This window comes from Lysobacter ciconiae, from assembly GCF_015209725.1.
In the GTDB taxonomy this organism is placed as follows: Bacteria; Pseudomonadota; Gammaproteobacteria; order Xanthomonadales; family Xanthomonadaceae; genus Novilysobacter; species Novilysobacter ciconiae.
On sequence record NZ_CP063656.1, the window covers coordinates 2061043 to 2073506 of the forward strand.

General features: G+C 67.6%; 9 protein-coding genes, 1 tRNA gene and 1 pseudogene. 6 read left to right on the forward strand and 5 right to left on the reverse strand.

All coding sequences use genetic code 11. From position 1 onward, the window contains the following. Positions 1-163: 163 nt before the first annotated feature. Positions 164-250 (reverse strand) — tRNA-Leu (locus INQ41_RS09245). A gap of 261 nt (positions 251-511) precedes the next feature. Here INQ41_RS09245 and rnk point away from each other — a divergent pair. From rnk to INQ41_RS09260, 3 genes are all read left to right on the forward strand, one after another. Further along, positions 512-928 carry a nucleoside diphosphate kinase regulator gene (rnk, locus tag INQ41_RS09250; RefSeq protein WP_193983873.1) on the forward strand — a complete coding sequence of 139 codons (417 nt, stop codon included), beginning with the start codon at positions 512-514 and terminating at the stop codon, positions 926-928. Between the two features lie 181 nt (positions 929-1109). Continuing rightward, complete coding sequence (gene parC / locus INQ41_RS09255) at positions 1110-3353, forward strand: DNA topoisomerase IV subunit A (RefSeq protein WP_193983875.1); 2244 nt, start codon at positions 1110-1112, stop codon at positions 3351-3353. Positions 3354-3365: 12 nt separating this feature from the next. Continuing rightward, positions 3366-4022 carry a thiopurine S-methyltransferase gene (locus tag INQ41_RS09260; RefSeq protein ID WP_193983877.1) on the forward strand — a complete coding sequence of 219 codons (657 nt, stop codon included), beginning with the start codon at positions 3366-3368 and terminating at the stop codon, positions 4020-4022. A gap of 44 nt (positions 4023-4066) precedes the next feature. Here INQ41_RS09260 and asnB read toward each other — a convergent pair whose 3' ends face one another. Next, positions 4067-5761, reverse strand: a complete 1695-nt coding sequence (gene asnB, locus INQ41_RS09265; RefSeq protein ID WP_193983879.1) for an asparagine synthase B — start codon at positions 5759-5761, stop codon at positions 4067-4069. Positions 5762-6170: 409 nt separating this feature from the next. Between asnB and INQ41_RS09270 the strand changes: the two genes are divergently transcribed. The 3 genes from INQ41_RS09270 to INQ41_RS09280 all read left to right on the forward strand — a co-directional run bounded on the left by INQ41_RS09270 (position 6171) and on the right by INQ41_RS09280 (position 10119). After that, complete coding sequence (locus INQ41_RS09270; protein WP_193983880.1) at positions 6171-7037, forward strand: pirin family protein; 867 nt, start codon at positions 6171-6173, stop codon at positions 7035-7037. A gap of 31 nt (positions 7038-7068) precedes the next feature. Next, positions 7069-7692, forward strand: coding sequence for an NADPH-dependent FMN reductase (locus INQ41_RS09275; RefSeq protein WP_193983882.1), 624 nt, complete (start codon positions 7069-7071; stop codon positions 7690-7692). Between the two features lie 153 nt (positions 7693-7845). Then, positions 7846-10119: a M28 family peptidase gene (locus tag INQ41_RS09280; RefSeq protein WP_193983884.1), complete on the forward strand. Its 2274-nt coding sequence runs from the start codon at positions 7846-7848 to the stop codon at positions 10117-10119. A 4-nt stretch (positions 10120-10123) separates the two neighbouring features. Here the strand turns inward: INQ41_RS09280 and dapE are convergent, their stop codons facing one another. From dapE to dapD, 3 genes and pseudogenes are all read right to left on the reverse strand, one after another. Further along, a complete protein-coding gene (gene dapE, locus INQ41_RS09285) occupies positions 10124-11269 on the reverse strand; it encodes a succinyl-diaminopimelate desuccinylase (RefSeq protein ID WP_193983886.1) in 1146 nt (381 codons plus the stop codon). Continuing rightward, entirely contained in the window at positions 11266-11622 is a 357-nt protein-coding gene (locus tag INQ41_RS09290; protein WP_193983888.1) for a Spx/MgsR family RNA polymerase-binding regulatory protein, read from the reverse strand. Before INQ41_RS09290 ends, dapE begins: the two co-directional genes overlap by 4 nt. Positions 11623-11632: 10 nt before the next feature. Next, a pseudogene (dapD, locus tag INQ41_RS09295) lies at positions 11633-12463 on the reverse strand (2,3,4,5-tetrahydropyridine-2,6-dicarboxylate N-succinyltransferase); the annotation flags it as partial. Position 12464: the final 1 nt, after the last annotated feature.

The window sequence follows — 12464 nt, forward strand, 5'->3', positions numbered from 1 at the left end:
GGCCTTTCAGGTGGACGAGGGCGCCGGGCGCGGATGCCGGGGATATTCGCCCGGAAGGTCTGCAGATTGCCCTGTGCGCTCCGGACCGAACGAGTGGGCAACAAAAAACCCCGCCGGGGCGGGGTCTTCTGTGGTGTCCGACCTGGTAGTGGTCGAACGATGTTGGTGCCCGGGAGAGGACTCGAACCTCCACGGAGTTGCCCCCGCTAGCACCTGAAGCTAGTGCGTCTACCAATTCCGCCACCCGGGCAAACCGCAGAGCGTTTGTTGCTGTGCGGGCCGCGTATGTTGCGTTGGCGTGAACCGCTTGTCAACGGCAAAAGACGTTCCCGGCAGAAAAGGTGGGACAATACGGCCACTTCCGGGGGTCCTGCCTGACATGGCGCGACCCCCTTTTTACAGCTGTGATTGCTACACCCGTGATCCGGGTCTACTTTGGACCCACTGCAAAGACCCGCGGGCGACGCGCACTTCAGACGCATCGCCCGCTTCGCTATTGGAGATTTGAAGCATGCACGCTACCTCCGTCCCGCCGCTGTTGGTCTCCCGCCTTGATTGCGAGCGACTGGAGTCGCTGCTTGAGCAGCCGCTCGCCAAGGGCCTCAACACCGAGCCGCTGCGCCGCGAGCTTGATCGCGCCGAGCTGCTCGAGCCCAAGGAAATGCCGGACGACGTCATCACGATGAACTCCACCGCGCGCTTCCGCGACGTCAACAGCGGCGCCGAGCGCGAGCTGACCCTCGTCTACCCCAAGGATGCCGACGGCAGCCCGGAGAAGGTGTCGATCCTGGCCCCGGTTGGCAGTGCCCTGCTGGGCCTGCACGTCGGCGCGGTGATCGACTGGCCGGTGCCGGGCGGGCGCACGATCACCCTGGAAGTGCTGTCGATCCGCTACCAGCCCGAGTCGTCGGGCGAGCTGCACCGCTGAATCCCGCACTCCGCTGCGCCTGCCGCAGCGGCAATGTTCCAGACCAGCCGGACGCGCCCACTGCGCTTCCGGCTTTTTCTTGGACCGTTACGATGCTCCCGCCGCTCGCACCGTGGCCGTTTGACGGGGCGGTTAGAATCGACACCCTCCACCGCCCAGCTGCACGAGTCCACGGCACCCCATGACCGATTCCGTACGCGCCGCCTTCCACGGTTACGAACAGCTCCCCCTGCGTGAATATGCAGAACGCGCTTACCTCGACTACTCGATGTACGTGGTGCTCGATCGTGCGCTGCCGTTCCTGGGCGACGGGCTGAAGCCGGTCCAGCGGCGGATCATCTTCTCGATGAGCGAGCTGGGACTGAACGCCGGTTCCAAGCCGAAGAAGTCCGCCCGCACCATCGGTGACGTGATCGGCAAATACCATCCGCACGGCGACAGCGCCTGCTACGAGGCGATGGTGCTGATGGCGCAGCCGTTCTCGTACCGCTATCCCCTCGTGGAAGGCCAAGGCAACTTCGGCTCCAGCGACGACCCCAAATCGTTCGCCGCGATGCGCTACACCGAGTCCAAGCTGACTCCGCTGGCGGAGGTCCTGCTGGGCGAACTGGCGCACGGCACGGTGGACTGGAATCCCAACTTCGACGGCACACTGGAAGAGCCGACCTGGATGCCGGCGCGGCTGCCGCACCTGCTGCTCAACGGCACCACCGGCATTGCAGTGGGCATGGCCACCGACGTGCCGCCGCACAACCTGGGCGAAGTGGTCAGCGCCTGCATCCGCCTGCTCGATGATCCCGACGCGACCACCGCCGACCTGTGCGAGCACGTGCGCGGCCCGGACTATCCGACCAGCGCTGAGATCATCACCGCGCGCAGCGACCTGCTGCAGATGTACGAGACCGGCCTGGGCAGCGTGCGCGCCCGCGCCGTCTATGAGCGCGAGGGCAACTCGATCGTCATCACCGGCCTGCCGCACCAGGTATCGCCGGGCAAGGTGATCGAGCAGATCGCCACCCAGATGCGGGCCAAGAAGCTGCCCTGGCTGGAGGACATCCGCGACGAGTCCGACCACGCCAACCCGACCCGGATCGTGCTGTTTCCGCGCAGCAACCGGGTGGATGTCGAGCAACTGATGGGGCACCTGTTTGCCACCACCGATCTGGAGAAGAGTTTCCGGGTCAACATGAACGTGATCGGCCTGGACGGGCGCCCGCAGGTCAAGGGCCTGCGCGCCTTCCTCACCGAGTGGCTGACCTTCCGCACCGACACCGTGACCCGGCGCCTCAAGCACCGGTTGGAGAAGGTCGAGCAGCGCCTGCACCTGTTGGAAGGCCTGCTGGTCGCGTTCCTCAACCTGGATGAAGTGATCCGCATCATCCGCAGCGAGGACGAACCGCGCCCGGTGCTGATGGCGCGCTTCAACCTCAGCGAGGCGCAGACCGACTACATCCTGGAAACCCGCCTGCGCCAGCTGGCCCGCCTGGAAGAGATGAAGATCCGCGGCGAGCAGGATGCGCTGGCCAAGGAACGCGACCAGCTGGTGGCCCTGCTGGGCAGCAAGGCCAAGCTGAAGAAGCTGGTCAAGGACGAGCTGCTGGCGGATGCGAAGAAGTTCGGCGACGCCCGCCGCTCGCCGCTGGTGGCACGCGGCGCGGCGCAGGCGCTGTCGGAAACCGACCTGGCGCCCAGCGAGCCGATGACCGTGGTGCTCAGTGAAAAGGGCTGGGTGCGCGCGGCGAAGGGCCACGATGTGGATGCTGCCGCGATGAACTACCGCGAAGGCGACAGCCTGCTGGCCTTCACCCGCACGCGCAGCAACCATCAGGTCGCCTTCCTCGACTCGGCCGGCCGCAGTTACTCGACCGTGGTCCACGGCCTGCCATCGGCGCGCGGCAACGGCGACCCGCTCACGGCACGCTTCTCGCCGGCGGGGAAATCCTCGTTCCAGGCCGTGGCCAGTGGCGAGAACGACCAGCGGTTCGTCCTCGCGAGCACCCACGGCTACGGCTTCGTGACCCGCTTCGAGAACCTGACCAGTCGCAACAAGGCGGGCAAGGCGATGCTCTCGCTGACCCCGAACGCCAGCGTGCTGCGGCCTGCACCGGTGGGCAATCCCGCGCAGGACCGCGTGGTGGTGGCGACCAGCGCCGGGCACCTGCTCGCGTTCCCGGTCGCCGACTTGCCGGAACTCGACAAGGGCAAGGGCAACAAGCTGATCGACATTCCGCGCGCGAAACTGGGCACCGAGCGGGTGATCGCCGTCGCCGTGGTCGCCGAAGGCGGCTCGCTGCTGGTCAACTCCGGCGCGCGCACGATGACCCTCACCTGGAAAGATCTTGACGCCTACACCGGCGCCCGCGCCGCCCGTGGCGGCCTGCTCCCGCGTGGTTGGCAGAAGGTCGACGGCCTGCAGGCCGAATAGGAACTCATACCGATGGAACCCGACTTCTGGCAACAGCGCTGGCAGGAAGGCTGCATCGGCTTCCACCAGGACCGCGAGACGCCGCTGATGCTCAAGCATTGGCCGTCGCTGCAGGTGCCGGCCGGCAGCCAGGTGTTCGTGCCACTGGCGGGCAAGAGCCTGGACATGCTGTGGTTTGTCAGCCAGGGCTACCGGGTGTTCGGAGTGGAGCTCGCCCTGCCCGCGATCGAGCAGTTCCTCGCCGAGCACGCGCTGCACGCGGAGACCCGCGATTCACCGGCCGGCCGGCATTACCGCGCCGGCGACCTGGAGCTGGTGCATGGCGACGTGTTCGCCCAGGATCCCGCCGAGTTGGCCGGGTGCGACGCCGTCTACGACCGCGCCGCGCTGATCGCGCTGCCGCCCGTCCTGCGCCAGCGCTACGCAAGCGAGGTGTACGGGCGCTTGCCCGGCGGTTGCCGCGGCCTGCTGATCACCCTGGAATGCCCGCAGGCCGAGAAAGCCGGTCCGCCCTTCAGCGTCGCGGAAGACGAGGTGCGGGCGTTGTTCAGTCCGCAGTGGGAGGTCGGCGTACTCGAGCGTCGCGAGATCCTGTCGCAGCAGCCGAACTTCATTGCCGAAGGTGTCAGCGCCCTGCAGACCGTGGTGTACGAGCTGCGCCGACTCTAGCTGCCCGCCGGGCCCAAAGAACGGGCGCCGGGCAGGAAGTCGGTTCACGCATTGGCCGCCTGGTGCACGCCGCGCATCGCCCGCCCCGACGGGTCGGCCGCGTTGGAGAACGACGCATCCCAGGCCAGCGCCGTCTCGGTGGAGCAGGCGATCGACTTGCCGCCCGGCACCGTGCGCGCGCAGGCATCGCCGGGAAACTGCTGCTCGAACAGCTCGCGATACCAGTAGCCCTCCTTGGTGACCGGGGTGTTGATCGGGAACCGCGCGGCGGCCTCGGCCAGTTGGGCGTCGCTCACCGTGGCTTCAGCGTCGTCCTTGAGCCCATCGATCCAGCCGTAGCCGACGCCGTCGCTGAACTGCTCCTTCTGCCGCCAAAGAATCGAGTCGGGCAGATAGCCCTCGAATGCCTCCCGCAGCACCGCCTTCTCGATGCGAACCGTGCCGTCCGCGCGCATGCCGACCATCTTGGCGCTGGCGTCCATCTTCATCGCGACCTCCATGAAGGCCACGTCCAGGAACGGCACCCGCGGCTCCACGCCCCAGGCCATCATCGACTTGTTGGCGCGCAGGCAATCGTAGTTGTGCAGCGCGTCGATCTTGCGCACCAGTTCCTCGTGGAATTCGCGCGCGTTGGGCGCTTTGTGGAAGTACAGGTAGCCGCCGAAGATCTCGTCGCTGCCCTCGCCCGACAGGACCATTTTCACGCCCATCGCCTTGATCCGGCGCGCCAGCAGGAACATCGGGGTGGACGCGCGGATGGTGGTGACGTCAAAGGTCTCGATGTGCCGGATCACCTCGGGAATCGCGTCCATGCCCTCCTCCTGGGTGTAGGTGAAACCGTGGTGCACGGTGCCCAACGCCTCGGCGGCGACCTCCGCGGCAGCCAGGTCGGGCGAACCTTCCAGGCCGATGGCGAAGGAATGCAGGCGCGGCCACCATGCCTCTGCCTGGTCGTCCTCCTCGATGCGCTTGCGCGCGAACCGCGCGGCGCAGGCGGCGACCAGCGAGGAATCCAGCCCGCCTGACAACAACACGCCGTACGGCACGTCGCACATCAGTTGCCGGTGGACCGCAGCCTCGAAGGCTTCGCGCAGCTCGGCGGGATCGACACGCACATCGACGGTGGCGGCATGCTCGCGCCACGGCCGCTGGTAGTAAGCGACCAGCTGGCCGTCCGCGCTGTCGTAAAAGTGCCCCGGCGGAAACTGGGCGACGTTATCGCAGAGGTCCGCCAACGCCTTCATCTCGGAGGCCACGCACAGCCGTCCGGCCCCATCGTGGCCCCAATACAGCGGCACCACGCCGATCGGGTCACGCGCGATCAGCACACGCTGCGCCCCGCGATCCCACAGGGCGAAGGCGAAGATGCCATTGACGCGGTTCAGCCAGCCGCCGATGTCGGCGTCCTCGCGGAACAGCGCGCTGATGACCTCGCAGTCCGATTCGGTCTGGAAGTCGTAGGCCTGCCGGAGCGACGCCTTCAGCTCGCGGTGGTTGTAGATCTCGCCGTTGACCGCCAGCACCAGGTCGCCGTCGGCCGAGCGCATCGGCTGGGCGCCACCGGCCGGATCGACGATGGCCAGGCGCTCATGGACCAGGATCGCCGCCTCGTCGACGTACACGCCGCTCCAGTCCGGCCCGCGGTGGCGCTGGCGCCGCGACAGTTCGAGCGCGAGCGGGCGCAGCGGTTGCAGGTTGTCACCGGTTTGCTGGCGGAAGATGCCGAGGATCGAGCACATGGGGCGAACTCCTGGTGGATGGAACGTGGAAAGAACGCGAAAAAAAAAGGCCCGCACTTCGCAGTGCAGGCCTTGGATTCGATTCGTGCGTTTTGTCGTGCGCGCTAGTCGTCGGCCTGCGGGAGGCGGACGTTATTATTCGAGTTGAGCTGCGCAGCTACGCGCGTCGCACACGGCGTGGAGCCGATGACGAAAGACGCGTGAAAAAGCCGGGCGGGAGCGTGATGCATTGGCCGAGCTTCCACCATCGGGATGCGAGGCGCAAGCTCCCTGCTCCGCAAGCAAGCGCGGCATTGTCCGTTATATGGAACGATGCGAGTGATAATTGCTCACTACCAACACAAACGTCAGCAAGTAAAATGGCGCTCATAGGTCTGGACCCCGCCGGACCCGCGATCAAGAGAACCCCATGAAGAAAGTCCTCGGCATCTACAGCGCGCCCAGGCCGCATTGGGTCGGCGACGGCTTCCCGGTCCGTTCGCTGTTTTCCTACCACGGCCTGGGCCAGCACCTGAGCCCGTTCCTGTTGCTGGACTATGCCGGCCCGATGCGGTTCGAGCCGGCCGCCCGGCCGCGCGGCGTGGGACAACACCCGCACCGCGGCTTCGAGACCGTCACCATCGTCTACGAGGGCGAGGTGGAGCATCGCGACTCCACCGGCGCCGGCGGCAAGATCGGCCCGGGCGATGTGCAGTGGATGACCGCCGCCTCGGGCATCCTGCACGAGGAGTTCCACTCACCAGCGTTCACCCGCACTGGCGGCACGCTGGAGATGGTGCAGCTGTGGGTCAACCTGCCGGCGAAGGACAAGATGGCCGCGCCCGGGTACCAGACGCTGCTCGACGCCGACATCCCTTCCGTGCCCCTGCCCGGAAATGCGGGAACGGTACGGGTAATTGCCGGTGAGTACGCCGGCCACGCCGGTCCGGCGCGCACCTTTACCGCCATGAACGTCTGGGACGTGCGCCTCGGCAAGGACCATTCCAGCCAGTTCGAACTGCCCGAAGGCCACACGGCGGCGCTGGTCGTCCTGCATGGCACCGTCCAGGTCAACGAAACGCAGATCGCCTGCGAGGGGCAGCTGGTAATGCTCGACCGCGCTGGCAGCGACGTGCTGCTGGAAGCCAACGCCGACGCCACCGTACTGCTGCTCAGCGGGGAACCGATCGACGAGCCCATCGTCGGCCATGGCCCGTTCGTGATGAACAGCCAGGCCGAGATCCACCAGGCCATCGCGGACTTCGACGGCGGCCGCTTCGGCCGCATGCCGCATTGACTTCCCTCCCAAACATCCAAAGGAGCTCCACTTGAAACCCCAACTCCATGTCGTCATCGCCAGCACCCGCCCCGGCCGCGTCGGTCCCGCCGTCGCGCGCTGGTTCAGTGACTTTGCCGCCCGCCACAACTCCTTCGAGGTCAAACTGGTCGATCTGGCGGACTTCAAGCTGCCGATCTACGACGAGCCCCGTCACCCGGCGATGCAGCAGTACGAGCACGCCCACACCAAGGCCTGGTCGGCCAGCGTGGCGGCCGCCGACGCGTTCGTGTTCGTGACCCCCGAGTACAACTTCAACCCGCCCCCGGCGCTGGTGAATGCGTTGAACTATGTCTACCGCGAGTGGAACTACAAGGCCTGCGGCTTCGTCAGCTACGGCGGCGTGTCGGGCGGCATGCGCGCGGTGCAGATGGCCAAGCAGCTGGTGACCACGCTCAAGATGATGCCGATGGTCGAAGGCGTTGCCGTGCCGATGGTCGGTCAATCCCTGGACGGGGAAGGCGCGTTTGTCTCCAACGAGCTGATCGATCATTCCGCGCAGCAGATGCTCGACGAGCTGTCCAAATGGACCGGAGCACTGGCGAGTTTGCGTCCGCAGGAGGCCAAGACGGCCGACGTCGGAACGACCGCGCCGCTCGTCGCAACGCCCGCCTGAGGGTTCATGCTGCCGCTGGGCATTGATCGAAACCACTGAACCGTATCCCCTGTCGGCGCCGTTATGATCGGCGGGCCGCCGTCGCGGCTTGGCCTGGGGAAGACGATGCCGCACAAGAGACGATCCGCTGCTGCGGTTCCGCATGCAGCCGCCATGCAGCCGGGAACCGCGCGCTGGGCCCCGCTGGCCATGATCGCGTTGTTCGTGCTTTCCGCTGCCTTGTCGATGCGCGGCAACCAGACACCCGCGGCCATCGGGGTCGATGCGCCGGCCACCGTGTTTTCGGCGACGCGAGCGGCCACGGTGCTGGCGCGGGTGCTCGGCGACGAGCAACCCCACCCCACCGGCAGCGCTGCCAACGCGCAGGTGCGTGATCGCATCGTCGCCGAGTTGGCGCTCATCGGGGTGCAGGCCCAGATCCAGCGGCGGTTTGCCTGCGGCGGCAGCACCTGCGCGACGGTGGAGAATATCGTCGCCCGGCTTCCGGGCGAGAGCGCGGATCAGGCTGTCCTGCTCGCCGCCCACTACGACTCGGTCGGTGCGGGGCCGGGAGCGTCCGACGACGGCGCCGGCGTTGCCACCCTGATCGAATCGGCACGGGCCCTGCTCGCTGGCCCGCCGCTGGTCCGCGACGTGTGGCTGCTGGCCAGCGACGGCGAGGAACTCGGCCTGATCGGTGCGGAAGCCTTCGTGCGCGAGCCCGAGTTCGCCCGTATCGCGACGGTGATCAACCTGGAGGCCCGCGGCACGCGCGGGGCGAGCCTGTTGATCGAAACCCAGCCCGGCAACGCGCAGATCATCGCGGCCATGCGTCGGGCGCTGCCTCGCGCCAGCGGGTCATCGCTGGACTACGAGATCTACCGCAGCCTGCCCAACGACACCGACTTCAGCGTGTTCCGCCGCGAGGGACGCGAAGGCTTGAACTTCGCGTGGGCGGAGGGCGCGGCGCGCTACCACACCCCGCTGGACAACCTCGCCCATCTGGACCGTGGCTCGTTGCAACACCACGGTGACAACGCATTGTCGATGACGCGCGAACTGGCGGGACGCGCACCCGGCGCTGCGGCGGTTGCCGACGGCGGGGCTGCGCAGGACGCGGTGTTCTTCAACGTTTTTGGCGCCACCTTTGCCGCGTGGCCGGTGGCGCTGAATCCGTTCCTGCTCGCCCTTGGGCTGGTGCTGTGGCTCGCGCTCGCCGTGCGCCTGGTTCGGCGCGGTTCGCGCCCGGCTGCGCTCGCCTCCGCGTCGATTGCGGTGCTGGCGCTGCTGGCAGTGCTGGCCGGGCTGGGCTGGGGACTGTACGCGCTGCTGCAGGCGCTGGGCGCAATGCCGGCGATGTGGACCGCGCAAGGGCCGCTGCTGGTCACCGCTTTTGTCGCGCTGGCGCTGCCGGCGATGCTGCTGGGCGGCTACGTGGTGCAGCGGTGGCGCGGCCCACCGGCTCTGGCGCTGGCGACCTTGCTGCCGTTTGCGATTGTCGCTGCGGCGGCGGTGGCTGCGATGCCCGGAGCCAGCTACCTCGGCCTGTTGCCGCTGTTGGCGGCGGGACTCTGCGCGCACCTTGTTCCGGGGAGAGCGGTGCTCCGGTCAGGTCTCGCCGCCGTCGTCGCGGCCGGCCTGTGGTTTCCCTACGCTGTGGATTCCTACGCGGCCATCGGGCATCCGGGCTTGACTGCCACCACGCTGTTGAGCGGTGTCATCGTGCTGCCCTTGTTGCCCGCGCTGCTGAGCCTCCGTCGCACGGCGGGTGCACTGGCACTCGCTGGACTGGCGGTGGCATTCGCCTGCGCGATGCTCGCCCTCGCCCGGCCCGCGTTCGATGGGGACGTGCCGCGCCCTGCGAACCTGTTGTACGCCGGCGACAGCGACTCGGCGCGCCTGTACCTGCAACCGCGCGGGACGATGCCGGTGGGCTTCATGCGCCAGGCGGGGTTTGCGGACGTCTCCCGGCCGGTCACCGCGTGGCTGGGATGGGGTCATCCTGGCGCGGCCGGGCCTGCACTTTCGGCGCCCACGCTGCAGGTCGAATCCGACAGCCTGCGCGACGGCCGACGCCAGATCGCCATCCGGGTGTCGTCCACCCGAGCCTCCAGCGAAGGCGGGTTGATGGTACCGGGCGACGTCGACGTGGCTTCCATCCGGGTCCAGGGGCAGGCGCTGGCGCCGTCGCGCTGGCACGCCGAGCAGACGCGCTGGCGCCGCATCACGATCGTCGGGCTGCCGCCGGAGGGCGCGGTGTTCGAGTTTGAAAGCGCGCCCGGACGGGAGATCGAGCTGTTCGGCTACGACCGTTCGGCGGGCATCCCGGCCGAGATGGCGGGCGCGCTGCGTGAGCGCGATGCGGTGGCGATGCCGGTCCACGGCGGCGATTCGACGGTTGCGTGGCAACGCATGGCGGTGGCCGAGGTGCCGCAGGCGCAAAAATGAAAACTCAGGCCACTGTTGGCAGCAGCAATTTCTCGACCAGCGCCTGATACAGGTCGGGCAGCGCTTCCAGATCGGCGACGGCGACGTTCTCGTCCACCTGGTGGATGCTGGCATTCACCGGGCCCACCTCAATGCACTGGGTTCCCAGGGTCGCGATGAAGCGCGCATCCGACGTGCCACCGCCGGTGCTCTCCTCCGGCGGTTCACCGTTGATATCGGTCAACACCTCGCGCGCGGCCTGCCGCAGCGGACCCTCGGGGGTGAAGAATGGCTCGCCGCTGCGGTGCCAGTGGATTACATAGTCCAACCCGTGCGCGCGCAGTACCTGCTCGCATTCCTGCTCCAGCCTGGCGGCATCCCAGCTTGGGTTGTAGCGCAGGTTGAACACGACCTGCATCGCGCCCGGAATCACGTTGCTGGCGCCGGTGCCGGCACTGATATTGCTGATCTGCAGGCTGGTCGGCGGGAAGGTTTCGAAACCCTCATCCCAGCGTCGCGATGCCAGTTCCGCCAGCGCCGGCAGCGCCTGGTGGACCGGATTGCGCGCCTTGTCCGGGTAGGCGACATGGCCCTGGATACCGTGCACATCCAGCGTTGCGGTCAAGCTCCCGCGCCGGCCCACGCGCAGCAGATCGCCCAGCCTGGCGGTCGATGACGGCTCGCCGGTGATGCACCAGTCGATCCGCTGGCCGCGCTCGCGGAACAGCTCGGTGACCCGGCGCACGCCGTCGATCGCATCGCCCTCCTCGTCGGAGGTCAACAGCAGGGCCAGCCGGCCGGGATGGTCGGGATGCGCGGCGACGAAGCGCTCGGCGGCAATGACGAATGCAGCGACGCTGCCCTTCATGTCCGCCGCGCCGCGCCCGTACAGCACGCCGTCACGGATCTCCGGCACAAACGGATCGCTGGTCCAGTCCGCCACCGGTCCCGGCGGCACGACATCGGTATGACCCAGGAGCACGAGCGTTGGCCCGTCGCCCTCTCCATGCGTCGCCCAGAGGTTGTCGACCGCGCCGAAGCGCAGGTGTTCGCAGGCAAAACCGGCGCGTTGCAGGCGTCCGGCCAGCAGCATCTGGCAACCGGCATCGTCGGGGGTTACCGAGCGACGACCGATCAGCTCACACGTAAGCGCTAGGACCTCGCTGCTCATTGGCCGAAGCGCTGCTTGAAACTGTTGTCACTGAAGCGCTGGGAGACCTGGCCATCGTCGGTGACCACCACCGGGCGCCGGATCAGCTGCGGGTACTCCCTCAGCAGCAATTTCCACTCCGCGTCCGAGCCGGGGCTTTTGCGCGCGTCCGGCAGTTGACGCCAGGTCGTCGACGACTTGTTGATCATCGCCTCCCACCCGCCGAGTTTTTCCTGCCACTCCATCAGCGTCTCCGGCGTCTGCGGCTGCTCGCGGTAGTCGATGAATTCGTACGGAATCTCAAAGCGGTCCAGCCACTTGCGCGCCTTGCGGCAGGTATCGCAGTTGGCCAGTCCGTAAACGGTGGTGGTCATGCCTGTCTCCTCAGTCGGCCCGTCCACGCAGCAGCTCGTTGATGCTGGTCTTGGACCGCGTCCGTTCGTCCACCTGCTTGACGATCACGGCGCAGTACAGCGAGTGGGATCCATCGGCCGCCGGCAGCTGGCCGGAGACCACGACACTGTAGGGCGGCACGCTGCCATAGCTGACCTCGCCGGTGGCGCGGTTGTAGACGCGGGTGCTCTGGCCCAGGAACACGCCCATGCCGATCACGCTGTGGTGGCCGACCACGAAACCCTCGACCACCTCCGAGCGCGCGCCGATGAAGCAGTGGTCCTCGACGATGGTCGGCGTCGCCTGCAGCGGCTCCAGCACGCCGCCGATACCGGCGCCGCCGGACAGGTGGCAGTGCTTTCCGATCTGCGCGCAGGAACCCACTGTCGCCCAGGTATCCACCATCGTGCCTTCGCCGACGTACGCACCGATGTTGACGAAGCTGGGCATCAGCACCACGTCGCGGCCGATATGGGCGCCGCGGCGGACGATCGCGCCGGGCACGACGCGTGCGCCGACAGCGCGGAACGCGGCCTCGTCAAAATCGCCGAAACGCGCCGGAATCTTGTCCCAGAACGGTGCCGGACTGGCATCGATGACGGCCATTTCCTGGGTGCGGAAGTACAGCAGCACCGCCTTCTTCAGCCATGCGTTGACCTTCCAGCCATCGTTGCCGTCGGGCTCGGCCACGCGCAGTTCGCCCGACTCGATGCCGGCGATGGCGCGCTCGACCATCGGGGCGACGGTGCCCGCGACTTCGTCGGGGGCGAGCGTTTCGCGACGCTCAAAGGCGTCTTCGATCACGGCCCGAAGTTCGTCGGTG

Bases quoted from the DNA above. Each gene is read 5' to 3' on its own strand.
- rnk (WP_193983873.1), top strand. From the start codon at position 512: ATGCACGCTACCTCCGTCCCGCCGCTGTTGGTCTCCCGCCTTGATTGC.
- parC (WP_193983875.1), top strand. From the start codon at position 1,110: ATGACCGATTCCGTACGCGCCGCCTTCCACGGTTACGAACAGCTCCCC.
- INQ41_RS09260 (WP_193983877.1), top strand. From the start codon at position 3,366: ATGGAACCCGACTTCTGGCAACAGCGCTGGCAGGAAGGCTGCATCGGC.
- asnB (WP_193983879.1), bottom strand. From the start codon at position 5,761: ATGTGCTCGATCCTCGGCATCTTCCGCCAGCAAACCGGTGACAACCTG.
- INQ41_RS09270 (WP_193983880.1), top strand. From the start codon at position 6,171: ATGAAGAAAGTCCTCGGCATCTACAGCGCGCCCAGGCCGCATTGGGTC.
- INQ41_RS09280 (WP_193983884.1), top strand. From the start codon at position 7,846: ATGCAGCCGGGAACCGCGCGCTGGGCCCCGCTGGCCATGATCGCGTTG.
- dapE (WP_193983886.1), bottom strand. From the start codon at position 11,269: ATGAGCAGCGAGGTCCTAGCGCTTACGTGTGAGCTGATCGGTCGTCGC.
- INQ41_RS09290 (WP_193983888.1), bottom strand. From the start codon at position 11,622: ATGACCACCACCGTTTACGGACTGGCCAACTGCGATACCTGCCGCAAG.